Origin of the sequence: Rhodococcus sp. GXMU-t2271 (genome assembly GCF_041414735.1) — a bacterium.
Lineage (GTDB): Bacteria > Actinomycetota > Actinomycetes > Mycobacteriales > Mycobacteriaceae > Rhodococcus > Rhodococcus indonesiensis.
The window spans coordinates 48,838-71,197 of record NZ_JAUIZP010000043.1 but is presented as its reverse complement, the minus strand read 5'-3'; the positions used below and the strand labels follow the sequence as shown (position 1 = coordinate 71,197).

The window sequence follows — 22,360 nt, the reverse complement described above, 5'->3', positions numbered from 1 at the left end:
CGTCGCGCGGCAGCCTATCGGCGTGCCCTGTCGGAGACGACGAATCCGACGCCGGCGACGAGCACCCACACCGGGCCGACGAAGCCGGCCATGTACTGCAGCGGGGAGATCCCGAGCAGCGCCGTCAGGCCGCCGAGCACCACGCTCGCCCAGCCCAGCCACCGGGGCGTCGCGCCGTGGCGCAGCGATGCGGCGGCCACCGCCAGGCCGCTGACCCCCGCGCCCACCCACAACCACGGGATTGTGCCGACCCAGTGCGAGCCGACGACGGCGACCTCGGCGACCATCTGTCCCGGCTCGCTCAGCCCGAACAGCAACTCGGTGTCGAGGCCGGCGCCGAGCAGGCAGGCCGTCGCGGTGAGCAGCAGCCCGAACGCCGCGACGGCCGGCAGCAGGCTGTCGTCGGGCAGGGCGATCCGCAGGCGGCGCTGCAGGCCCGCGGCGAAGATCAGCAGCAGCACCGTCGACACCATCAGCGACAGGTGCATCACCAGCAGTTCGGTGCGTTCGCCCGCGAAGGCGTCGGCGATGGCAGGCGCGTTGCCCGCGGTGGATTCGTCGTAGGCGGCCCCCATGCCCATGCTCGCCTGGATGGCGATCACCCCGGCGAGGCCGGCGACGGCCCCGGCCCAGGCCCAGGCGCTCGACGACGCGCGCCGTGCGCCCGTGCGGCTGTCCTCCGTCACGCTCGCTGTGCTCATCGGTGTCTCTCCCCTCGTCCCGGCGCGCTCTGCGCCTGACGGAGAGGCTGCTGCGCCCGGTGTCCCGGTCGCCAGGGACACCTGTCCCGTCCCGGTGGGAATTCTCCCGGACGCGACGCCGGCCGTGCGTCGGTGCGAGTTGCGCGCGTCGGTGCGAGTTGCGCGCGTCGGTGCGAGTTGCGCGCGTCGGTGCGAGTTGCGCGCGTAAGTACGGGCGCAACAGGCACTTTCCCGCGCCGATCCCGAAAGGCGGGTGGGTGGCCGGACGCCGCTCACACCAGGGCGGGGCCGATCACCAGCAGCGCGACGAGAGCGATCAGCGCCGAGCAACCGGCGATAGCCACACCACCGGCCGGCGACTCGACGTCACCGAACAGCGGTTCGTCCTCGTCCCAGCACCACCGCGGCATCACTCAATGGAAGCGGTTCGGTCGCGCATCCGCAACGGCCGGGAGGCATTCGCCGCGAGGACCGGACAATGTGCGCCGCACACCCCGTACCGCAGGAGTTCTTCGGGTGGTCACCGCGGTGGTTGCACGGTCAGCAGATCCCCGACGGAGCAGTCGAGCACGTGACAGATCGCGGTCAGTGTCGAGAACCGGATGGCACGAGCGCGGTCGTTCTTGAGCACGGAGAGGTTGGCGACGCTGACCCCGACGCGTTCGGACAGCGTCGCGAGGGTCATGCCGCGCTCGGCGAGCAGGTCGTCGAGCCGGCAGTGGACGGCGTGTTCGGTGTCCGGGGGCATCACACGAGCCCTTCCTGGTCGCGTGCCATCCGGTTGCCCACCCGGATCGCGATCGCCACCGCCGAGAGCACCATCGCCCCGGCGTACACCAGCCAGAACTCGGCTCCGAGCCAGCTGCCCTCGACGCCGGGGACGTGGGTGAGACCGAGATCGCGGATCGCCATGTTGGTGCCGAGGATCCGCGGGAACATCGGGACCAGGGCGATCGTCAGCGCCACCCAGCCGAGGTGATAGGTGAGCCGGTAGGTGCCGTGGTCGAACATCCGGCCCTGCACGAAGCGGCGCACGAGCAGGGCCAGCAGCCCCAGCACGGCCAGGTAGCTCAGCGTCTGCGCCGCGTCGCCCGTGCGCAGCAGCGCGACGGTCACCGGCGACAGCTCGGCGACCGGCAGCGAGGTGGTCACCGCGCCGTCGAGTGCCGCCTGCACTCCGGACGGGGTGGGGACGGGTGCGGCGGCCTCGCCGAGTTCCATGCGCGCGGTCACCGTCGCGGTCGAGAGCTGACCGGACAGGGTGGCGACGTAGTCGGCGACGACCACCGCCGCGGTACCGGCGAACACAGCCATGCTCGCCCACAGGTCGCGCCGATCCTTCGCGGTGGGCCGGAGAACGGACACCGAAGACGTACTCATGACACCCTCCCATATCGATTATCGATACCCTATCGATAATCGATATGGGAGGCAACGTGGCCGGTGTGGCGGGACCGCACGCGGCGGATCGGCTCACGCCAGGTGGATCGGGGCGACGACGTCCGCGGCGACGGTCAGCACCGTGAAGGCACCACCGGCGACGACGAACGCGTAGGTCACCGGCAGCAACCTCCCGAAGTCGACGGGCCCTGCGGCGGGCAGACCTCGCAGCCGGCGCAACCGGTTACGACATCCCTCGTAGACGGCCACGGCCATGTGCCCGCCGTCGAGGGGCAGCAGCGGCAACAGATTGACCAGGCCGACGAACAGGTTCAGCCCGACCATCAGCAACACGAACGATTCCCACATGCCCCGTTCCGCGGCCTGGCCGCCCAGGGACGCGGCGCCCACGACACTGACCGGGGTGTCCGTATCGCGCTCGCCGCTCGCCACGGAGTGCCACAGCGGCGCCACCTTCGACGGGGCACTCACCAGCGTCCGCGCCGACGCCACGACGAGGTCCCCGGTGAACGCGAACGCGGCGGGAACGGCGGCGACGAGGTCGTAGCGGACCGGACCGGCGGCCGGTTGCGCGGAAAGGCCGATCGCCCCGACGGTCGCCGACCGCTCGGCCCCGGACCGGTGGTCGACCACCCAGCGCTGCACCGGTTCGACAGCGACCGGCACCCGCAGCTCCCGTCCCTGCCGATCGATCACCAGGTCGACGACCCCCGAACTCTGCCAAACTCTTTCGACGAGATCGCCGAATCGGTCGACGTCCTCACCGTCCACGGCGAGGACGACGTCGCCGGGGCGTATCCCCGCCGACGCGGCCGGTCCCGGCCCGTCACAACCGGCGAGGCCGTACCCGGGCGCCGCCTCCTGCGACGGCGGGACGCACCCGACGGACTCGACCACGATCCTCGGGTGCAGGTCCGGCAGACCCCACCCGACCGCAAGCCCGACGACGAGCACCGCGGCCAGCAGAAAACTCATGCCGGCGCCACCGGACATCACGGCCAGGCGCTTCCACGTCCGCTGCCGATAGAACGCCCGTTCGTACTCACCGGGGGCCAGTTCGTCGAGTGCGGTGGTGCCGGCGATCTCGCAGAAACCCCCGATCGGGAACAGACCGAGACCGTACTCGGTCTCCCGGCGGCGGAACGAGAAGACCGTCGGGCCGCGCCCGACCACGAAGCGGCGCACCTTCATCCCGAGACGCTGCGCCGCCCACAGGTGACCGGCCTCGTGCAGGGCGACGGACACGGCGAGGGCGAGCGCGAACAGCGCGACGCCGAGGGCGAACATCAGGGGTGATACGTCGCGTGCTCGCGAATGTATCCGCTGACGTTGCCCTCCGGGTCGCAGATCATGTCGCCCTCGAGGCACTCGGTGGTGACCGGGATGTGCCGCAGCTCGTCGGCCGGCTGCGGAAGGGTGATGCCGGGAACGAGCGGGCCGGCGTACTGGGCGGGCCGGCCCTGCGCCGGATCGGCGATCAGGTGCACCCGCACGCGGTCCTGGAGGTCGGTGCCGTCGTCGTGCACGGGCGGCACCGCATCGATCTCCGTCGCAACCCGGCGCACGACGATCGCGCCCTGGGAGTAGCCGTACAGCTCGTAGCGGGTGCGCGGCCCGCAGGCAGCCTCGGTCCGGCCGATCTCCGCCCACAGGTTCTGCACGCCGATCTGCACCGACTGGTCCATGAACGTGTCCCAGCCGAACACCCCGGCGACCATGCCCGCCGGGTACCGCACGTGCCGCACGGCGAAGTCGGGACTGTCACGGTACTGATCGGTGTAGGAGTTGAGGGGGCTGTCGGGATCGATCGAGTCCGGCGTTTCGGGACCCTTCGTGCCGTCGACGGCGAGCACCACCGTCGGCGCACAGTAGGCAGCCGGGGACGGGTCGGCATGGGCGATCGACACGGCACCGAACATCGAACCGATGGTCAGCGCGCCGACGATCGCCACCCGGACAGCGGAAAGGATCATCGAAACCGTCCTTCAACCCATGGGATCCACCCCAACGATTCCCGACCGCGTTCATAAGTAAGCACAGCGATCGTAAGCGCGCAAATCGAAAGACACGGGTGCGACGCACCGTGGTGGGCTCAACGGACGACATCGGTCAGATCCACGAAACTGTAACTCCGCGTCCGCAGGCCGTCGATGATCGCGGGCAGCGCATCGGCGTCCAGGGTCGTGCCGTCGTCGGGGTTCGCGCCCACGTGCATCAGGACGATCTGCCCGGGCACGGCTGTGGTGACGACCCGTTCGGTGACCGCCCCGGCGTCGAGACCGCCGCTGGTGCCCTTCCAGCCGAGCGAGTCCACCGTCCAGCGCACCGGCACGTACCCGGCATCGTTGACGACCCGGATGTCGGCGTCGGTGCGGGCACCGAACGGAAACCGGAACAACGGCATGGCCGGACGTCCGGTCAGTGCCGTGATCGCGGCCTCGGCCGCAGCAAGATCGGCTCTGATCTGCTCGTCCGTCAGATCCGGATAGGCCGGGTGGGTGTCGCTGTGGTTCCCCACCGGATACCCGGCCGCCGCGATGGCGCGGACGCGGTCCGGATACGTCCGCGCGAACTCCCCGGTGACGAAGAACGTCGCCGGTACGTCGTACCGGGCCAGCGTGGCGAGGATGCGGGAGACGGCCGTGTCGGAGGCTCCCCCGTCGAAGGTCAGGGCCACCACCTTCTCCCCGGTGGGAATCCGTTCGAGATCGACGCCGCGCAGGGCCTCGGGCACACCGGTACGTGGCCCCGGAACAGGCACCGGGAAGGTGACGGACGGGGCGCGTGCCGGCACCTCGGACGGCGGCGTCGTCGCCGCTTCCGACGTCGGGCCGCTCGTCGCGGTGGATTCGGACGACTCGTCGGGCGTGCCGGAACCGCACGCCGTTACGACCAGGATCGACGCCGCGACGACGAGCGCTCCCCGCCGGATGTTCATGCGGACAGTGTGCCGCTCGATCCCGCCGGGTCGAGCCCCCGGGTGCGGTGGAACACCACACTCACGGCGAGGAGGACCTCCGCGGACGCGACCGCCAGCGCGGCGGCCATGAGCGGAGGCAGCGACGCGTCCGCTGCACCGGCGGTCAGCGGCACAGCGTGCCCGTGGTGACCGCCTCCCAGCCCTCCGGGGCTCATGGTGGTCAGGTGCAGCATGATCATCACGACGTTCATGACGGTGACCAGGATCCAGTCCCGCTGGTCGCCGCGCCTCCAGAGATGGCGCGCGCAGTAGAGACACCCGGCGGTCATCACGACCGTCAGGGCGGCCGACGCCGGGGACGGTGCGTGCTCCCCCAGCGCGCCGACGTGCAGCACGGCGGACGCGACGGCCAGAGCTGCGGCCGCCCGGCCGCACCACGTGGGCGTGGTGCGGCGGGCGGCCGGGTCGACGGTGGTCACGGCCGTCAGTCCGTGCAGCAGTGCTTCGACGTGCCGGCCGGGACGTCGAGCGCCGGATTGCGGTCGAAGAACCCGACCGGCTTCAGCTTGAATCCGGCATAGTCGACGGGCATCACGGGCCAGTCCTCCGGGCGCGGGAAATGGGTGAGCCCGAAGGTGTGCCACAGCACGAGGTCCTCGCCCTCGATGTTCCGGTTGCCGGCGACGAACGTCGGCAGTCCCCCCTGCCCCGGATGCTGGTTGACGAAGTCGCCGGCCGGATACCGCTGCGCCGGGTCGTACTGCGTGACCCACAGGTGCTTGGTGGCGAATGCGGCGCGAGCGGCGATGGAACTCGACGGGTCGGCCAGCAGCACGGGCTGGCCCTCCGGGTGCAGTGCGTAACCGACGTTCCGACCGAGCCGGTTCTGCTTGGTCGGGTTGGTGATGTGCCAGACCCGGGCCTTGGTGTTGTCGGCCAGCCGTTGCCCGTCGGCCTCCGTGGCGAGGGTGGTCTTGCGGCAGCGGAACGCATTGCCCCAGGGGTTGTCCGGGCCCATCGGTTCGGGTACGGCGTCGACCTCCTCGACCGTGTTGACGTTGCCGTCGACCGCCATGTCCAGGCGCGCGGAGAACAGGTGCTGGTGGAACGGTGCGCCGAGGCCGGGAGCCATCTCGGTGGCGAACCCGTCCTCGCCGCGGTAGGCGGAGGTGAACACGATGCCGGTGGCCTTGGCTTCGAGCTCGATGGTGCCGTCCAGGTAGAGGTACCAGTAGAAGCCGTAGTCGTAGTTGCCGATCGTGAGGAAGAACGAGATCACGAGCCGGCGCGAGCGACGGGTCTCGGTCATGCCGTTGAACATGTCCGAGTGCTTCCACAGGACGCCGTAGTCCTCCTCGTGGAGGCAGATCGCGTTCTTCATCACCCGGGGATCGCCCTTCTCGTCGGCGATGGTGACGTCGAAGTACTGGATCTCGCCGAGGCAGTCGCACCCGAGTTCCAGCGAGTTGGTGTAGCGGCCGAAGAGGTACTCGCCCTGGTCGAAGTAGTTCTGCCAGTACCGCACCGGCGACGGGTCGGCGTAGGGCACGACCATCTCGGCGATGGATGCGCGGTAGATCACCGGGCGCTCCACACTGTCGTCGGAGAACGACAGCTGGTGCAGGGTCAGGCCCTCGCGGACGTCGAATCCGAACCGGAACGTCCAGTCCGCCCAGGTGATCCGGTTGCCCTCGACCGTGAAGCTCGGCCCCTCGGGCTGGGTGATCTCGATCGGCTTGAGATCGGTGCGGACCGGCTTCGCGTGCGGCGCGGCGTCCCATTCGCCGCGTTCGGCCGGCACGGGAAGGGTGATCTCGTCGACCACCTTCACCACCCGCTGTTCGGTGAGGTCGACGTAGGCGACCACACCGTCGATCGGATGTGCCCACGGCAGGTCGGCCCGGTCCTCCTGATGGAACGCGAGCACGCGGACGATCCGGTGCCCCACCTCGTCCTCGTGCCCGAACACCCCGGCCGACAGCGGAACCGCGCGCACCTTCGCCGGGTCGATGCCGCGTGCGGCCATCGCCGCAATCCAATCGAAGCTCGAGAGCAGGAACAATTCGATGTCCTCGAACTCCTCGTCGAGGATCGGGACATGCCCGTCGGTGGCGGCGTCGACGGCGACGGTGTCGAGGATCCTGCGTTCGGTGACGGACACGACGTGGTCGGACCCCGCACCGGTCGCGCGGTCGAGGAGCAGGACGCGGGCACGACGCTCGAGGTGGTCCCCCGGCCGGAACGCCAGGACCGTCGACTTGTGGGGTTCCTCGAGCCCGACGTAGACGAACCGGACGTGCTCGGTCACCAGCCCCGCCGCCGACACCGTTTCCTTGACTGCGGTGATCTCGTCGGCGGTCAGCGGGGTGAGCGGATGGTCCGGCGCGGGCGTCGCTGCCGCTTCGGTGAACGGCGTGGTGGCAGTGCTCATCGTGCGATCTCCTTGTCGATCTGGGGTTCGGTCGTGACGGCGGGCGCGATGCCGCCGTGGGGGTGGTCGTTTCGTGCAGCGTGGGGGCGGAGCACGGCCACGGCCGCTCCGCCGGCGAACGTCCCTGCGAGAAGGACGGCGATGACGGCGGCGAGGGTGCTCGATCCGCCGACGAGCAGTGGCAGGTTCGCGATCGTCATGGTGAGCAGCGCGCCCAGTCCCGCCAGACCCAGCGTCGGCGCGATCAGTGTGGGCCACGGCCGGGTGTCGGCCCGGGAACGGCGGAAGAAGACGAGGACGGCGATCGACGTCAGCGCCATGAGGGCGAGCACACCGACGGACGCGACACCGGCGAACCAGGCGAAGACCTCCGTGACGGGATCGAGGCCGCCGACGGCCGAGGCCACGACGAGAACCAGCGCCGACACCGTCTGCACGACCGAGGCCACGTAGGGCGACGCGTGACGTTCGTGCGATCGGCCGCATCGCGCCGGCAGTGCCGCGCTGTTGCCGAGCGAGAAGATGTAGCGCGAGAGCACGTTGTGGAAGGACAGCAGTGCCGCGAACAGACTGGTGACGAGGAGCACCTGCACGACGTCACCGGCCGCCGCTCCCACGTAACGGGTCGCGGTCTCCACGATCATGCCCTCGGGGTTCTCGGTGGCCAGGACGACCGCGCCCTCGTCACCCCACGCGCTGACCAGCGCCCAGCTCGACAGCGCATAGAAGCCGCCGATGACCACCAGGGCGAGGTAGGTGGCCCGGGGAATGGTCCGGGCGGGATCACGCACCTCGTCGCGGAAGACCGCGGTCGCCTCGAAACCGATGTAGCCGGCAACGGCGAAGATCAAGGCGATTCCCGGTGCGCCCGAGAAGAACGCGGACGGCCGCAGCGCAGCGGTGGACAGACCTTCCGCTCCACCCCGGACGACCACCGCCGCATCGATCACCAGCACGATGCCGACCTCGCACAGCAACAGGACCCCGAGGACCTTCCCGGACAGGTCGATGTGACGGTAGCCGAGCACCGCGACCGCCGCCAGCACGATCAGAGCCCAGAGATACCAAGGCAACTCGGGACCGCCGTGCGCGGTCACGAAGTCGCCGAGGGCCGCGCCGATGTACCCGTAGACCGCGCCCTGCACCGCCGTGTAGGACAACAGCGCCAGGAACGCCGAACCGAGACCGGCGTGCCGGCCGAGACCGTGGGTGACGAAGGTGTAGAACGCCCCCGCTCCGGGCACATGCTTCGCCATCGCGGTGAAGCCGACGGCGAAGAAGAGCAGGACCACCGTGCAGACGACGTACGAGGCGGGGAACGCGGGGCCGTTACCGGCGGAGATGCCGAGCGGGACCGTGCCGGCGATCACGGTCAGCGGGGCCGCGGCCGCGACCACCATGAAGACGACGGCGCCGGGGCCGAGGCTGCCGGACAACCGGTGGGTGGGAGGTTCGTGTGCGCGAGCGTTGAGGGTCATCGGTGCTTCGACTTTCGGGAGAGGGGGTGTACCGGCGGTTCGGCGCCGACCGCCGCGAGAAGCGTGCGCCCGGCCGTTGTCGGTGCGGTCGGCGTCACGGTTCGTCGACGGCTGACGGGAAGGGCAAGGGCCGGGTTCTCGTTCGACCGGGAGTACGGGCGGCGGTGCCCACGTCGTGCCGGGCACCGCCCCGACCGATCACAGTGCGATGTTGACCGACTTGGTCTGGGTGTACTCCGCCAGGGCTCCCTCACCGAGTTCCCGCCCCCACCCCGACTGCTTGTACCCCCCGAAGGGGAGGGCGGTGTCGAACGCGTTGTGGCAGTTGATCCAGACCGTGCCCGCCTTGATCTCGGCGGCGACCTCGTGCGCCCGGGACACGTCTCGCGTCCAGACACTCGCCGCGAGACCGTAGGGCGTGTCGTTGGCGGCGGCGCGAACCCCCTCCTCCCGGTTGAAGGGCACCGCCACGGCGACCGGACCGAAGATCTCCTCCCGGTACACGCCGAAGTCGCTGCGCACGTCGACCAGCAGCGTCGGCTCGACGTAGAAGCCGCTGTCGCCGTGGCGCTTTCCCCCGGACAGGGCACGTGCGCCGTCCTCGAGCCCGGCGTCGATGTAGCCGGTGACCTTGCCGAGTTGTTCCGCCGAGATCAGCGGCCCGATGTCGCTCGTCGGGTCGAGCCCCGGACCGATCTTCTGCGACTTCGCGAATTCGGCGACACCCTGGGTGAATTCGTCGAAGATCCGGTCCTCCACCAACAGTCGCGTACCCGCGGTGCACGCCTGTCCGTGGTTGAACAGGAAGCCGCTCGCCACGCCCGGGATCGCGGCCTCCAGGTCGGCGTCCGAGAAGACGACCTGTGGGCTCTTGCCTCCGAGTTCGAGCGAGACCTTCTTCAGGTTCCCGGCGGCGGCGGTCACGATCTTCTTGCCGACCTCGGTCGAGCCGGTGAAGGCGACCTTGTCGACGTCGTCGTGGGCCGACAGGGCCGCACCCGCATCCCCGAACCCGGTGACCACGTTGACGACGCCGTCGGGTACGCCGGCCTCGGTGGCGACCTCGGCGAGCAGCAGGGCGGTGAGCGGGGTCTGCTCCGCGGGCTTGAGCACCAGAGTGTTCGCGCACGCCAGCGCGGGGGCGAGCTTGAAGGCGGCCATCACCAGCGGGAAGTTCCACGGCACGATCTGGGCGCACACACCCACCGGCTCGCGGCTGGTGAACGCGTGGAAACGGGCACCCGGAGCCCACGGAACCGACACCGGGACGGTGCGTCCCTCGATCTTGGTCGCCCAGCCGGCGTAGTAGAAGAAGATCTCGGCCGCCCAGGTGACGTCGACGGCCTTGGCGACGACCACCGATTTGCCGTTGTCCAGGGACTCGAGCTGGGCGAACTGGTCCGCCCGGGCCAGGATGCCCTCGCCGATCCGCCACAGGATGCGCTGGCGTTCGGCCGGGGTCAGGCGCCGCCACGGCCCCTCCTCGAACGCCCGGCGGGCGGCGGCCACGGCGCGGTCGACATCCTCGGCGCTGCCGTGCGGCACCGTGGTCAGCACCTGCCCGGTCGCGGGGTCGACCGTGTCGAACCGCCGGCCCGAGGCCGACTCCACCCACCGGCCGCCGATCAGCATCTGCTTCGGCGACGAGAGGAACTCGGCCACCTCCGGAAGCAGAGCGGTGGCGGATTGCGCAACTGCAGTCATGCTGTCTCCGACTCTGAAGGAAGATGAAAAACTCTCGGGCACAGTGGTTTCGACGTCGAATCGTCGGTTTCCGTCGCTGTGACCCGAACCCACGATAACCACACGATGTGGCGGGAGTCACCCCCGATTCCGGATGGAAATTGCGGCCTGTCCGATTCTCATTCGACTGGGGCCCAGACCGTTTCCCGATTCTCGTTCGACTTCTCGTCGGCGCCGCAGGTGACGGTCGTGCGTGCACCGCCGGACCCGTCCCAGGGCACGCCCGGCGGGCTCGGCGTTCTCATTCGGGTGACCGAAAATTGATGTGCGATCGGTACAGCGCACAGCGCGCCTGCGCTACCGTGCACCCCACGGGATCGTCCGGCTGCCGACGCTCGACGTCCCCTGGCGAGTGCGGAAGCAGGTGCAAGGTGTCCGGTACACCACAGATCAGAGGGACGTCGCCGGTGGCGGGCCTCGAGCGCGGACGCCTGACCTTCGTCGAGGTACTGGCCCAGTCCGTCTCGGCCGTCGCCCCCTCGGCGGTGATGGTCACCCTGCCGGCTCTCGTGATCCCCGAAGCCGGGCGCGCCGCGATCCCGGTGTTCGTCACGGCGGCCGTCCTGATGGCGGCCGTCGGCTACTGCATCGGGCAGTTCGCCGCCCGCATGGTCGCGGTCAGTGGCCTGTACAGCTACACGGTGAAGGGACTCGGTCCCCGCCTCGGCTTTGCCGGGGGATGGTCGCTGCTGATCGGGTACGCGGCCGCCGCCATGGCCAGCACGGTGGGCGCCGCGAGCTATCTGGCGTCGCTGCTCGAACGGGTCGGGTTGTCCGCCGGAGCGGCGACGAGCGCGGTGCTCGCCGGAATCGTCGGGGTGGTCGCACTGCTGCTGATGGTGCGCGGCGTCCAGCTCTCCGCCCGGATCATGCTGGGCGTCGAGGCATTCGCCATCGTCGCTGCCTCGGTCGTCCTGGTGATCGCGTTCGTCGTGGCCGTCCGGGACGGCGCGTCCCCCTCGGCTCCGAGGGGGACCGGTTCGGAATCCGCGATCGGTTTCGCGCTCCTGCTGGCGATCACCTCGTTCGTCGGTTTCGAGAGCGCCGGAACGGTGGCCCGTGAGGCCCACAACCCGCTGATCAGCGTGCCGCGCGCGATCCGGTGGACGCCGATCGTGCTCGCGGCGCTCTACGTGTTCGCCGCAGCGATGCAGTCCCCCGAGTCCGCGAGGGAGGGAGTCGGCTCCCTGCGGATCGTGCTCACCCTCCCGGACACTGCCGGGAGCGGTTCGGCGGTGCTGGCGGTCGTGATGGAACTCGGGATCACCGCGTCGTGGTTCGCATGCGTCATGGGTTCCACCACCGCGCTGTCGCGCACCCTGTTCGCGATGGGCCGTGAGGGTGTCGCCCCGGCGATCGTCGGCCGGGCCCACGCCCGGTTCCGCACGCCGCACGTCGCCCTGATCGTCGCGATGCCTGTCGTCGTGGTCGTGCCCGTGGTGTTTCTGATCGCGACGGGCTCGACCCGCGACGTCCTGATCGGGTTGCTGGCCCTCTCGGCGCACGGGTACGTCCTCGCCTACATCCTCGTCTGTGTCGCTACGCCCGCATTCCTGCACCGGATCGGCGAGCTGACCCGGATGCCGCTGATCGTCGGCGCGGTCACCGCCGTCTGCCTGGTGGCGCTGATCGTGTGGGCTGCCGCGTCGAGGATCTACGTGGCGGGCGCGATGACCGCCGTGTACGCGGTCCTGATGCTCCTCGGGGCTCTGCTGCTCGCGGTGCGGGTGCATCGGGACCCGGGCGTCGCGGACCGGATAGGCGTCTACGACGAGACCGTGGCCGACGATCTACTCGGCCGGCACCGCCCCTGGCAGGTGCAGCGGTGAGCCCCGTCGACGGAACCCTGTCGGGCCGTCAGCCGAAGGCCGTGATCAGCGCCCTGCGGGTCCTCGAGGAAGTGGCCCGGGCGGGCCCCGGCGTCACCGCCAAGGACATCGCAGCACACCTGTCCCTGCCGCCGGCGACGACCTATCGGCTCCTGAACCTGCTCGCCGGCGAAGGCTACGTCGTCCGGCTGCCCGATCTGTCCGGCTTCGCCCTGGGGCGCAAGATCGGCGTACTCGTCGACGCGGCCGTCGTCCCGACCGTCTGCACGGCCGCACGCACCCTGCTGACCGAGCTTCGGCTGACCGTCCGCTTCGGCGTCCACCTGTACTACTACACCGACACGGCGCTCCGCCTCGCGGACGCCGACCCCGAGTATCCGCCCCGCACGGACGAGGCGGTCCTGACTCGGCACCTCCATGCGAGCGCCGTCGGCAAGCTCCTGCTCGCCGAGAAGAACGACCTCGACGCGGTCCTCCCGCGGTGGGACCTCCAGGCATTCACCGGTCGCACGATCGTCGTGCGCAGCGACCTGCTCCGTCACCTCGCGGAGATCCGCGACCGGGGCTTCGCCACCCAGCTCGGCGAACTGCGCGACGACTGCGCGTGTCTCGCCGTCCCCGTCCGGTCCGCCGCAGGCACCCTGGTTGCGGGCCTGGTCCTGTCCGGCAGCATCGACCACCAGCATCTGATGACGCGCCACCTCGAGTCGCTCCGCGAGCACGCGCAGCAACTCGTGCCCCTGCTCACCTGAAGGAAGGGCACACCCGACGAGCCCGCTGCCGGCTCGGAACGGCCTGCTACGTGGACTGCACCCACGCATCCCGGTTCGACACCAGACCGAGCCGCACCGCTCGGACCACCGCGCCGACCCGGTTGGGGGCATCGAGTTTTCGCAGCAGATGCTCTACGTGAGTGTTGACGGTGCTGCGCGAGAGCTGCATCTGCTGCGCGATCTCACGGTTGGACAGGCCGGCGATCACGAGTTCGAGAACCTCGTGCTCCCGTGGCGTGAGGGCGACCGCTTCCTGTCGCGTCAGAGTGTCCACCGACCAGGCGGCGTACTGCCGGGCATCGCTCAGTGTCGTCTTGACCCCGGAGGGCACCGAATCACGCGTCACACTGACGTGCAGCGCACCCACTGCGACCCCGGTGGGAGACGTCAGGACGACGGAGGTGCCTTCGGAGAATCCGGCGGGAACGAACACTTCGCGCACCGAGTAGGTCTCGCGATACGACGGGATGTCGCGCCAGGTCAGTACCGCGGAGGGCTCGGCCCGAACCGCCTGCATGCCCGGGTCCCGGTCGACGAAATCGGTGACCAGGTAGTCCAGGGTGCGGTCGTCGTATCCACGGCTGGCCACCACCGCGTGCCGCCCGCCGGCCACGCGGGTCACGGCCGCCGCCGCGCAGCCGAGCTGATCCGTCATGTACCGGGTGAGCCCGGTCATGCGATCGACGGCGTTCTCTCCCAGCAACACCGAGACCAGTCCACTGAACACGGGTTCGACCATCGCTCGACGATAGTCGAATCCCGTGTCCAGCGGAGTCGAATCCTGTTATCGGACAGATACGTTCCGGTTCGTGCGGGCGCTCGTCCGTCCTGTCACAGTTCCGGGACCCGATGCGACCAGGGGCGAGCGCGTTCGAAGTTCGCCGCTGCGCGCAGGACCGCGGCGTCGGCGTGCAGCCGTCCCGCGATCTGCAGGCCGACCGGACGTCCGTCCGAGGTGAATCCGGCGGGGACGGTGACGGCCGGGGTGGTCAGCATGTTGTACGGATAGGTCATCAGCCAGCCGAGCAGTTGCGAGCGCAGCGACGCCCCCGCCAGCCGGTCGGGAGCGAACTGCCCCAGCGGATGAGCCGCTTCACACAACGTGGGCGAGACCAGCAGGTCGTAGTTCTGCATGAACGCCGAGAACGTATCCCACATCCGGCCACGGAACAGGTCTGCCCGCCCGACGTCGACGCCCGTGAGACGCTCCCCCTCACGCATCAGTTCGACGAGATTGTCGTCCACCTGACCCTGCCACTCGTCCCAGTCGAGCATGTCGTGTTCGGCCGCGAAGCCGGGAACCCAGATGCCGTGCCACATAGCTTCTTCCGGGTCTCCCCAGCCGGGTGTCGCCTCCTCTACCCGGGCTCCGAGGTCCTCGAACACCCGGACGGCCTCCGCGCAGATCGCCGCCACCTCCGGGTCGACCGTCGCGAAACCCAGGTCGGGCGACCACGCGATGCGCCACCCGGTGATGTCCTTCGTCGTTTCGGCGACGTAGTCGGTGTCCGAGGCCGGGAGACTGAGCGGATCGGATTCGTCCGGGCCGGCGACGACACCGAGCATGAGGGCGTTGTCCTCGACTGTGCGGGTGATCGGACCGTGGTAGGCCCAGTGATAGAAGCGACCGGCCAGGATGGTCTGCGGCACCCGTCCGGTCGAGGGCTTGAGACCGACCACGCCACAGAGAGACGCGGGGATGCGCACCGATCCTGCCCCGTCGCTGCCTTCGGCCAGCGGGCCGAGACCGGCTGCGACGGCGGCAGCAGCGCCACCGCTGGAACCTCCCGCGCTGTATCCGCGCTTCCACGGGTTGTGAGTGGGACCGAACAGGTGGTTGTCCGTGCCGCCGTAGTAGCCGCTCTCCGGCGTGTTGGTCTTGCCCAGGTAGAGACCGCCTGCGGCCTTGAGCCGCCGGACGATCACCGCGTCGTGGTCGGCGATGCTGTCCTTCATGGGCACCATGCCGAACGTCAGGGGCCGGCCCGCCACGGCCGTCAGGTCCTTGATCGTGAAGGGCACTCCGTGCAGGGGGCCGACGGACTCACCGCCGACGAGCTTCTCGTCCAGTGCGCGCGCATCGGACAGGACCTGTTCGCGATCGAAGTCGACGATCGCGTTGATCGCCGGGTTGACGCTCTCCACGCGCCCCACGAAGTGCTCCGCGACTTCGCTCGCGCTGATCTGTCCCCGGCGAACGTTGTTCGCGAGTTCGGTTGCAGTGAGCCAGGAAAGGTTGTCGGTCATGGTCGTCTCCGTGGATCGGTCCGGTCGAGGTGGCTCGACCATAGGAACCCGGTGATCCCGCCGACAATCGGTCAACTTACCGATATTTCGGACCGGCCGGTGCGCCCTACCGGCCCGGACGCCGGTGCGGCACCGGACCGGACACGATCATTCGCTGATCTTCTTCGCTCCCAGGATGTCCTGCAGCAACTCGATCGCCACGTCCTCCGGTTCCCGCCGCGTCGTCGGATCGACCGGGGTGGCGGCCTCGGCGAACATCTCCTCTTCGTCCTCGGGGGTGACGTCGGCGGGGCTGATCCGCGGCGGCTCGTAGCCGGGCTCGGGGCCGGGGTCGTCCGGATAGTCGGGCGCCTCGGGCGGTGGGATGTCGTCGACCTCGGGACGCGGCGGAGCCGGGGTGGCGGCCGGAGACGTCGCACCCGATTGCGGAGCGGGCTGGGTCTGCCGTGTCTGGCTGGGCCGGGAGAACCGCGGCTGGCCGGAGGCGCGCGACGCCGACTGTGCCGGGGTCGCTTTCGCAGCGGCGGGGGGTGTCGCAGCACCCTGGACGCAGGTCACCTCGAAGTCCACCCCGAACACCGCCCGCAGGGCGTCCGCGATCACCGCGGAGTTGCGCGGTTCGACCAGCCGCTTGACCAGCGGCGCGGAATCGTGGCCGAGGACGATGCGGCCCGCGTCCACGCTGCGGACCGTGGCACCGGACAGCATGACCTCGACGGTGCGGCTGCGCTCGCGGACCTTGCTGCGGACCTCGGACCACACCGCGCGGACGGCCGCGGCGTCGGGACCGGCGGCAGCGGCGGGCGCCGGTTCGGATTCCGGCGCCGGCTGTGGCCCAGGAGCCGGCACGGGCTGCGGTCGGGGTTCCGGCTCGCTCGGTTCCGGTTCCCGCACGACGGGGTGCGGTGCCGGCTCCGGTTCGGGTGCCGGCGCGGCGGGAACCGACGGTGGCGCCGGGACCGGCTCGGCCGCGGGCTCGGCGACAGACGCGGGCTCGGCGACAGGCGCGGACTCGGCGACAGGCGCGGACTCGGCGACGGCAGCGGGCGCGGGCGCGGCCCGTCGCTGGGAAGGACGCTGGAACCTGGCGGCCGGCTCGTCGGGCGCGATCGGCGCGGGCGCGGCCGGCGGGACCGCCCGCGGCGCGGCGCTCGGCGATGCAGCGCCCGGGGGAACGGCGCCCTGCGCAACGGCGCCCGTCGGCGCTGCCGCGATCCCGCTTTCGAGACGCTCGAGACGTTGCAGCACAGCCGATTCCGAATCGGACGCGGCCGGCAGCAGCATCCGCGCGCACATCACCTCGAGGAGCAGACGCGGCGCCGTGGCCCCGCGCATCTCGCCCAGGCCGGAGTGCACGATCTCCGCGTACCGGGTCAGAGTGGCGGGACCGATCCGGTCGGCTTCCTCCCGCATCCGCTCGAGCACGTCACCCGGCGCGTCGACGAGACCGCGTTCGGCGGCGTCGGGCACCGACCGCATCAGGATGAGATCACGGAGCCGCTCGAGCAGGTCGACCGCGAACCGCCGCGGGTCGTGACCGGCGTCCATCACCTTCTCGACGGTTCCGAACAGACCCGCCCCGTCGCCGGCGGCGAGGGCGTCCACGGCCTCGTCGATGAGAGCGACGTCGGTGACCCCGAGCAGCGCGAGTGCCCGGCCGTAGGTCACACCCTCCTCGCCGGCCCCGGCGAGCAGCTGGTCCATCACGGACAGCGAGTCGCGGGGCGAGCCCCCGCCCGCACGGATCACCAGCGGGTAGACGGCGTCCTCGACCGGCACGTTCTCCTGCGTGCAGATCTTCTCGAGCAGCCCGCGCATGACGGGGGGCGGCAGCAACCGGAACGGATAGTGGTGGGTGCGCGAGCGGATCGTCGGCAGCACCTTCTCCGGCTCGGTCGTGGCGAACACGAAGATCAGGTGCTCCGGTGGCTCCTCGACGATCTTGAGCAGGGCGTTGAAGCCCTGCGTGGTGACCATGTGCGCCTCGTCCACGATGAAGATGCGGTACCGCGACTCGGCCGGGGCGTAGAAGGCGCGGTCGCGCAGTTCGCGGGTGTCGTCGACGCCGCCGTGGCTCGCAGCGTCGAGTTCGATGACGTCGAGGTTGCCGCCACCGCCGGGACCGAGCGCCTCACAAGACCGGCACGTCCCGCACGGCGCCGACGTGGGACCCGCCGCGCAGTTCAGCGAGCGCGCCAGGATCCGGGCCGAGGAAGTCTTGCCGCAGCCGCGCGGGCCCGAGAACAGATACGCGTGATTGATGCGGCCGGCGTCGAGGGCGATGCTCAGGGGCTCGGTGACGTGCTCCTGACCCACCACCTCGGCAAAGGTCGCCGGTCGGTACTTACGGTAGAGGGCCACGCGCCGAGACTACCGGCGCCGACCGACAGACCGACCGTGTGGTTGCGACGAAGCGATGCGGGTATCCGACGGCCATGACCGAAACAAGACCGTTGGCCCTGGTGACCGGAGCGTCGAGCGGAATCGGCCTGGAACTCGCCCAACTGTTCGGCCGGGACGGCTACGACCTCATCCTGGTGGCCCACTCCGATGCGCTCGACGACGCCACCCGCACACTCGCCGCCACCGGCGCCGCCACGATTCCGGTGCGCGCCGACCTACGGACCGCGGCCGGCGTGGAGGAGGTGTGCACCGCCGTGACCGCCACCGGCCGGCCGCTGGCCGCCGCGGCGCTCAACGCCGGCACCGGACAGGGCGGCTTGTTCGTCGACACCGGCCTCGACGACCAGCTCGAGGTGGTGGACGTCAACGTGCGCTCGACCGTGCACCTGGCCAAGTACGTTCTCGACGGTATGACCGAGCGCGGCGCCGGCCGCGTGCTGATCACCTCGTCGGTGGTCTCGGAGATGCCGGGGCCGTATCAGGTGGTCTACAACGCCTCCAAGTCGTTCCTGCAGTCGTTCTCCGAGGGACTGCACGAGGAACTGCGCGGGACGGGGGTCACCGTCACCGCGCTGATGCCGGGCGCGACCGACACTCCGTTCTTCCGCAAGGCCGAGATGGCGGACGCGCCGATCGCTCGCGGGCCGAAGGACGATCCGGCGAAGGTCGCGCGCAAGGGGTACGAGGCGATGCGCGCGGGCAAGCGGAAGGTGGTGGCCAGTTCGCCCATGTCCAAGACCATGGCGGTCACGGCGGCGGTGATGCCGGATTCGGTGAAGGCCTTCCTCCACCGCTTCATGGCCAAGCCGGCGTCCGCGCCTCGGTAGGCCGTGTCGATCGAGGCGGTCTCGAACGGGGCGGTCTCGATCGGGGTTGCCGCGAGGCAGATCACGGCACGGTGGTCGCGGGCGAGCATCGCGATGCCGCGCCGCTCCCCGTCAGCTGGCGGGGTCGTACCCGAACGCGCGCACCTCCTGCGCGCAGCGGCACGCGACCGCGAGCTTCGCGGCCCATTCCAGTGCGGCCTCACGGGAAGGCAACTCCAGGACCGCGTAGCCGCCTCGGATCTGCGTCGTCTGCGGGTACGTGCCCTCGGTCACCGTGCCGTCCCCGTCGACCAGGACCGGCGGAACGCTCTCGTCGATTCCCCCGCCGAACACCCAGACGCCGGCGTCCTTCGCCTCCCCCACCACGGCGTGCGCCGCATCCGACACTGCCTGCATTTCCTCGTCGGGAACGACCATGGCGCCACTCGGGAACGAGATCAGGTACTTCGTCATCGCGTCGGCTCCTACTTCCCGGGATCGGACCCATCCTCGCCGATGCGGGCACCGCTGCGTACGAGACTCGCTCGCCCGCCCCCGTCGTGGCAGGTGTCAGAGATGGGGCAGCGCCCAGCTGAGGAACACCACGCCCGCGAGGATTCCGAAGATGCCGGTGAGCATGCCGACGAGCGCATCGAGAGACTTCGCTTCATCGGTGAACACGGTGGGCCGCCGGGTGGCGGCGATGCCGGTCCCGACGGCGGCCGCACCGAGCAGAATGCCGAAGCCGAACGTCCAGAAGGTCACGATCGAGAGGGCGCCGAGCATCAGGGCCAGATCTGCGCCCTTGTCCCCGACTGTCTCACGCAGCCTCGACAGTGCGGGGAAACCGAGACGGGAACGGTGCGGCCCGGAGCGGAAGGGAGTCTGCAGGACGGACATGGTCTTTCGAATCCTCGTCGGAGATGGCGGAACGGAATGCAGCAACCGGAGGCAGAGCCGTACGGAACCTTCTGCAGGACAAGAATTCCAAGATCTGCGACGGCACGGTGACCGACGCTCGGCGCGAGGGGACGGATACGACGCACGACATCTCGTATCGACCTCACCCCTCGGTCCGGCTGCTACGCAGCAAAGATTAGCACTCACCGACGGCGAGTGCTAACGCTGCCGACTCTGCTCGCTCCGGTCACCGATCCGGCTCCGCGCCAGTACAGTTCCTTCATGCGCTCGGGGAGGACGGCGAAGGTGTGGGCGGCGGCCCTGGTGGCCCTTGCCGCGACATTCGGCACCACCGGCACCGCCACCGCCGATCCGGATCCGGGCGCGCGGGTCACCACCGACGGCACGGCGCTGCGGCTCGACGGGCAGCCCTGGTGGCCGACCGGCTTCAACGCCTACCAGCTGGGCACGAACTGGGCGGTGAACTGGGGCTGCGGCGCCATGGTCGATCTGGATGCCTACTTCGGTGCCCTGCCACCACATTCACTCACCCGCTTCAACGCGTTCCAGGCTCTGGCCGTCGACCGGTTCACCGGCGAACTCGATTTCGGCCCGCTCGACGCCGTGTTCGCCGCGGCCGAGGCCCACGGCCAACTCGTGATCCCGGTCCTCGCCGCCCAGGACGGCGCGTGCGAGGACGAGGTGTTCAAGGACCGGCAGTGGTATCTGGACGGATGGACGGAACCGGTCGCTCACGAGCGCGCGGTCCTGAGCTTCCGGGACTGGGTGACCACGGCGGTGACGCGATGGAAGGACTCCCCTGCACTGGCCGCATGGGAACTCGTCGGCGAACCCGAGACCAGCGTGTGCACCGACGCCGCCTGCTCGTGGTGGCTGCGGCAGTGCCCTTCGGACGCGGCAGCCGTCCTGCGCGGGTTCTTCGACGTCGCGGGAGCACAGGTTCGCACCCTCGATCCGCGCACCCTGATCACCGCGGGGTTCACCGGCGGCGGGCAGTGCGGTACCCAGGGCGACGAGTACGCGACGGTCGGCTCGTCGCCGTGGGTGGACGTCGTCCAGTACCACGACTACGGCGCCGACGCGGTCCCGCTTCCGGGTGACCAGTGGAACGGTCTGGCACGCCGCATCGCCCAGGCCCAGCAGATCGGCAAACCACTCCTGGTCGCGGAGATCGGCGAGCTGGCGGGCTGGTGCGGCGCCACGGCCGACCGCGCCGAGCACATCGCCACGAAGATCGCGGGACAGAAGGCAGCCGGCACCGCCGGGGCGCTCATCTGGGCTTTCGTGCCCGACCCCCGGCCGGACTCCTGCACGTACGACGTCGGCCCCGACGACGAATTGTGGGGCGTGATCGAACAGTTCGGAACCACCGGGAACGCCGCCGGGTCGACCCCGGCCACCGGCTGACCGGCCACCGCGCGACAGCACCCCGTACGGTCGGCCGGTCTTCCCGGCTCACCGACATGGTTTGGCATCGCCCCGGCCCGGGTAAAGGAGGGCGATCACGGCCCGGCGTCGCCCTCACCGGCACCCGCCGGAAGGTGACACCGACAGGTATTCGCGGCCAGCACAGGAGGGGTCATGACACTCGACTACGACACCCGCAAAGAGCTCGACACGGACGAGCTGACCACCCCCACGCTCCCGGCGGTGACCGAGACCGTGGAACCCGACGACAGCGACATCGCCGAGTTCTTCGAACTCCCCGGCGCCGACCTGTCCGGTGAGGAGCTCACCGCCCCGGTCGTACCCCGGCGCAGCGACGAGTTCGTCTGCGACAGCTGCTTCCTCGTCCACCACCACAGTCGGCTCGCACTGTCCGACGACGGCGCGATGCGCTGCCGGGACTGCAGCTGAGGGATCTCGGCCGAAAGGACGGAACGAGAACGTTTTTCCGTTGAGGTGTATTCCTCGACCGTCCGGGGTAACAGTAGTCGTGACCACGCCGGCAACGGCGGGTGAAGACCGGAGGGGATCGGAAAGGTCCCTGAGCGAAGGGAAGTGGAGCGTGCTCGGACTCGGAATCATCGGGTGGATCATCATCGGCGGCCTCGCCGGCTGGATCGGCAGCAAGATCATGAAGACCGACGAGCAGCAGGGCATCCTGCTGAACATCGTCGTGGGTGTCATCGGCGGTCTGCTCGGTGGCTTCCTGCTCAAGCTCTTCGGCGTCGACGTCGCAGGCGGCGGACTGATCTTCAGCTTCCTCACCTGTCTCCTCGGTGCGGTGATCCTGCTGTTCGTGGTCAAGGCCGTCACCGGTCGCCGTCCGGTCACCCGCCGGTAATCTCGCAGTTCAGTCACCACACGCGCAGCGGCCTCCCGTCGTCCCAGTTCCGGGACACGGGGGGCCGCTTCGCTGCGCGAGCCGGATCCGCACCGGGCGTGTCGTGGTGTCGCACGCTGCGAAAAGAGGACTTTTCCGGCATGCTGACCGGGTGGATGGCGCGTGCGGTGAGCGCAGGGGTCACCCGGAACCGCGGCCGAGCGACGAGAGGGACACCGATGGACGACACCGCAGCAACGAAGGCACGCTCCGCTTCCGGGAGCCGCACCCCCCAGGAGACCCACGAGCTGTCCCAGGAGGATCTGGCCGCCGTCGTCGAGGCACTGACCGGGCGGCCGGCAGGCATGCCGGAGCCCACCCAGGCCCCGAAGCGACGCCGGTCGCCCCGGAAGAAGACCTGAATCGCCGGCCGACGAGCCC

General features: G+C 70.1%; 23 protein-coding genes. 7 read left to right on the top strand and 16 right to left on the bottom strand.

All coding sequences use genetic code 11. From position 1 onward, the window contains the following. Positions 1 to 14: 14 nt before the first annotated feature. The 11 genes from QYS60_RS16540 to QYS60_RS16490 all read right to left on the bottom strand — a co-directional run bounded on the left by QYS60_RS16540 (position 15) and on the right by QYS60_RS16490 (position 10,635). Positions 15 to 701 (bottom strand): hypothetical protein, encoded by a 687-nt coding sequence (locus QYS60_RS16540; RefSeq protein ID WP_371383684.1) that lies wholly within the window; start codon positions 699 to 701, stop codon positions 15 to 17. Positions 702 to 973: 272 nt separating this feature from the next. Then, complete coding sequence (locus QYS60_RS16535) at positions 974 to 1,111, bottom strand: hypothetical protein (protein WP_017681507.1); 138 nt, start codon at positions 1,109 to 1,111, stop codon at positions 974 to 976. 110 nt (positions 1,112 to 1,221) lie between these two features. After that, positions 1,222 to 1,449, bottom strand: a complete 228-nt coding sequence (locus QYS60_RS16530; RefSeq protein ID WP_371383683.1) for a helix-turn-helix domain-containing protein — start codon at positions 1,447 to 1,449, stop codon at positions 1,222 to 1,224. Beyond that, a complete protein-coding gene (locus QYS60_RS16525; protein WP_289377961.1) occupies positions 1,449 to 2,081 on the bottom strand; it encodes a hypothetical protein in 633 nt (210 codons plus the stop codon). The genes QYS60_RS16530 and QYS60_RS16525 overlap by 1 nt, the downstream gene beginning before the upstream one ends. Before the next feature lie 93 nt (positions 2,082 to 2,174). Then, positions 2,175 to 3,389: an RIP metalloprotease gene (locus QYS60_RS16520; protein WP_371383682.1), complete on the bottom strand. Its 1,215-nt coding sequence runs from the start codon at positions 3,387 to 3,389 to the stop codon at positions 2,175 to 2,177. After that, the gene (locus QYS60_RS16515) at positions 3,389 to 4,075 is read right to left on the bottom strand and encodes a cutinase family protein (RefSeq protein WP_003935388.1); all 687 of its coding nucleotides are present in this window, start codon (positions 4,073 to 4,075) and stop codon (positions 3,389 to 3,391) included. Before QYS60_RS16515 ends, QYS60_RS16520 begins: the two co-directional genes overlap by 1 nt. A gap of 119 nt (positions 4,076 to 4,194) precedes the next feature. After that, positions 4,195 to 5,040, bottom strand: a complete 846-nt coding sequence (locus QYS60_RS16510; protein ID WP_371383681.1) for a polysaccharide deacetylase family protein — start codon at positions 5,038 to 5,040, stop codon at positions 4,195 to 4,197. After that, complete coding sequence (locus QYS60_RS16505; RefSeq protein ID WP_371383680.1) at positions 5,037 to 5,501, bottom strand: hypothetical protein; 465 nt, start codon at positions 5,499 to 5,501, stop codon at positions 5,037 to 5,039. The genes QYS60_RS16510 and QYS60_RS16505 overlap by 4 nt, the downstream gene beginning before the upstream one ends. A 5-nt stretch (positions 5,502 to 5,506) precedes the next feature. Next, on the bottom strand, positions 5,507 to 7,453 hold the full coding sequence (locus tag QYS60_RS16500) for a primary-amine oxidase (protein WP_371383679.1): 1,947 nt from the start codon (positions 7,451 to 7,453) through the stop codon (positions 5,507 to 5,509). Beyond that, complete coding sequence (locus QYS60_RS16495) at positions 7,450 to 8,931, bottom strand: APC family permease (RefSeq protein WP_371383678.1); 1,482 nt, start codon at positions 8,929 to 8,931, stop codon at positions 7,450 to 7,452. The genes QYS60_RS16500 and QYS60_RS16495 overlap by 4 nt, the downstream gene beginning before the upstream one ends. A 198-nt stretch (positions 8,932 to 9,129) precedes the next feature. Further along, entirely contained in the window at positions 9,130 to 10,635 is a 1,506-nt protein-coding gene (locus QYS60_RS16490; protein ID WP_371383677.1) for an aldehyde dehydrogenase family protein, read from the bottom strand. A 446-nt stretch (positions 10,636 to 11,081) separates the two neighbouring features. Between QYS60_RS16490 and QYS60_RS16485 the strand changes: the two genes are divergently transcribed. Then, positions 11,082 to 12,503, top strand: a complete 1,422-nt coding sequence (locus QYS60_RS16485; protein ID WP_371383676.1) for an APC family permease — start codon at positions 11,082 to 11,084, stop codon at positions 12,501 to 12,503. Continuing rightward, the gene (locus QYS60_RS16480; protein WP_054372950.1) at positions 12,500 to 13,255 is read left to right on the top strand and encodes an IclR family transcriptional regulator; all 756 of its coding nucleotides are present in this window, start codon (positions 12,500 to 12,502) and stop codon (positions 13,253 to 13,255) included. Before QYS60_RS16485 ends, QYS60_RS16480 begins: the two co-directional genes overlap by 4 nt. A gap of 46 nt (positions 13,256 to 13,301) precedes the next feature. On the opposite strand, the gene QYS60_RS16475 is transcribed toward QYS60_RS16480, so the two are convergent. The 3 genes from QYS60_RS16475 to QYS60_RS16465 form a co-directional block, all read right to left on the bottom strand. Then, a complete protein-coding gene (locus tag QYS60_RS16475; RefSeq protein WP_371383675.1) occupies positions 13,302 to 14,015 on the bottom strand; it encodes a response regulator transcription factor in 714 nt (237 codons plus the stop codon). Positions 14,016 to 14,107: 92 nt separating this feature from the next. Next, positions 14,108 to 15,523 (bottom strand): amidase, encoded by a 1,416-nt coding sequence (locus QYS60_RS16470; RefSeq protein ID WP_054372953.1) that lies wholly within the window; start codon positions 15,521 to 15,523, stop codon positions 14,108 to 14,110. Between the two features lie 147 nt (positions 15,524 to 15,670). Further along, entirely contained in the window at positions 15,671 to 17,884 is a 2,214-nt protein-coding gene (locus tag QYS60_RS16465; protein WP_371383674.1) for a DNA polymerase III subunit gamma and tau, read from the bottom strand. 74 nt (positions 17,885 to 17,958) lie between these two features. Between QYS60_RS16465 and QYS60_RS16460 the strand changes: the two genes are divergently transcribed. Further along, complete coding sequence (locus tag QYS60_RS16460) at positions 17,959 to 18,753, top strand: SDR family NAD(P)-dependent oxidoreductase (RefSeq protein ID WP_371383673.1); 795 nt, start codon at positions 17,959 to 17,961, stop codon at positions 18,751 to 18,753. 111 nt (positions 18,754 to 18,864) lie between these two features. On the opposite strand, the gene QYS60_RS16455 is transcribed toward QYS60_RS16460, so the two are convergent. Beyond that, the gene (locus QYS60_RS16455) at positions 18,865 to 19,206 is read right to left on the bottom strand and encodes a YciI family protein (RefSeq protein WP_371383672.1); all 342 of its coding nucleotides are present in this window, start codon (positions 19,204 to 19,206) and stop codon (positions 18,865 to 18,867) included. Positions 19,207 to 19,302: 96 nt separating this feature from the next. Next, complete coding sequence (locus QYS60_RS16450) at positions 19,303 to 19,632, bottom strand: hypothetical protein (RefSeq protein WP_371383671.1); 330 nt, start codon at positions 19,630 to 19,632, stop codon at positions 19,303 to 19,305. 306 nt (positions 19,633 to 19,938) lie between these two features. On the opposite strand from QYS60_RS16450, the gene QYS60_RS16445 reads away from it, so the two are divergent. The 4 genes from QYS60_RS16445 to QYS60_RS16430 all read left to right on the top strand — a co-directional run bounded on the left by QYS60_RS16445 (position 19,939) and on the right by QYS60_RS16430 (position 22,341). Next, positions 19,939 to 21,060, top strand: coding sequence for a beta-mannosidase (locus tag QYS60_RS16445; protein WP_371383720.1), 1,122 nt, complete (start codon positions 19,939 to 19,941; stop codon positions 21,058 to 21,060). 174 nt (positions 21,061 to 21,234) lie between these two features. Next, positions 21,235 to 21,510: a DUF4193 family protein gene (locus QYS60_RS16440; protein ID WP_003936870.1), complete on the top strand. Its 276-nt coding sequence runs from the start codon at positions 21,235 to 21,237 to the stop codon at positions 21,508 to 21,510. Between the two features lie 151 nt (positions 21,511 to 21,661). After that, entirely contained in the window at positions 21,662 to 21,940 is a 279-nt protein-coding gene (locus tag QYS60_RS16435) for a GlsB/YeaQ/YmgE family stress response membrane protein (protein WP_003936871.1), read from the top strand. Positions 21,941 to 22,158: 218 nt separating this feature from the next. Continuing rightward, a complete protein-coding gene (locus QYS60_RS16430; protein WP_371383670.1) occupies positions 22,159 to 22,341 on the top strand; it encodes a hypothetical protein in 183 nt (60 codons plus the stop codon). The last annotated feature ends 19 nt before the right edge of the window (positions 22,342 to 22,360 follow it).

Excerpts from the sequence above, each read along its gene's own strand:
- QYS60_RS16540 (WP_371383684.1), bottom strand. The coding sequence starts at position 701 with ATGAGCACAGCGAGCGTGACGGAGGACAGCCGCACGGGCGCACGGCGC.
- QYS60_RS16535 (WP_017681507.1), bottom strand. The coding sequence starts at position 1,111 with ATGCCGCGGTGGTGCTGGGACGAGGACGAACCGCTGTTCGGTGACGTC.
- QYS60_RS16530 (WP_371383683.1), bottom strand. The coding sequence starts at position 1,449 with ATGCCCCCGGACACCGAACACGCCGTCCACTGCCGGCTCGACGACCTG.
- QYS60_RS16525 (WP_289377961.1), bottom strand. The coding sequence starts at position 2,081 with ATGAGTACGTCTTCGGTGTCCGTTCTCCGGCCCACCGCGAAGGATCGG.
- QYS60_RS16520 (WP_371383682.1), bottom strand. The coding sequence starts at position 3,389 with ATGTTCGCCCTCGGCGTCGCGCTGTTCGCGCTCGCCCTCGCCGTGTCC.
- QYS60_RS16515 (WP_003935388.1), bottom strand. The coding sequence starts at position 4,075 with ATGATCCTTTCCGCTGTCCGGGTGGCGATCGTCGGCGCGCTGACCATC.
- QYS60_RS16510 (WP_371383681.1), bottom strand. The coding sequence starts at position 5,040 with ATGAACATCCGGCGGGGAGCGCTCGTCGTCGCGGCGTCGATCCTGGTC.
- QYS60_RS16500 (WP_371383679.1), bottom strand. The coding sequence starts at position 7,453 with ATGAGCACTGCCACCACGCCGTTCACCGAAGCGGCAGCGACGCCCGCG.
- QYS60_RS16495 (WP_371383678.1), bottom strand. The coding sequence starts at position 8,931 with ATGACCCTCAACGCTCGCGCACACGAACCTCCCACCCACCGGTTGTCC.
- QYS60_RS16490 (WP_371383677.1), bottom strand. The coding sequence starts at position 10,635 with ATGACTGCAGTTGCGCAATCCGCCACCGCTCTGCTTCCGGAGGTGGCC.
- QYS60_RS16475 (WP_371383675.1), bottom strand. The coding sequence starts at position 14,015 with ATGGTCGAACCCGTGTTCAGTGGACTGGTCTCGGTGTTGCTGGGAGAG.
- QYS60_RS16470 (WP_054372953.1), bottom strand. The coding sequence starts at position 15,523 with ATGACCGACAACCTTTCCTGGCTCACTGCAACCGAACTCGCGAACAAC.
- QYS60_RS16460 (WP_371383673.1), top strand. The coding sequence starts at position 17,959 with ATGACCGAAACAAGACCGTTGGCCCTGGTGACCGGAGCGTCGAGCGGA.
- QYS60_RS16455 (WP_371383672.1), bottom strand. The coding sequence starts at position 19,206 with ATGACGAAGTACCTGATCTCGTTCCCGAGTGGCGCCATGGTCGTTCCC.
- QYS60_RS16450 (WP_371383671.1), bottom strand. The coding sequence starts at position 19,632 with ATGTCCGTCCTGCAGACTCCCTTCCGCTCCGGGCCGCACCGTTCCCGT.
- QYS60_RS16440 (WP_003936870.1), top strand. The coding sequence starts at position 21,235 with ATGACACTCGACTACGACACCCGCAAAGAGCTCGACACGGACGAGCTG.
- QYS60_RS16430 (WP_371383670.1), top strand. The coding sequence starts at position 22,159 with ATGGACGACACCGCAGCAACGAAGGCACGCTCCGCTTCCGGGAGCCGC.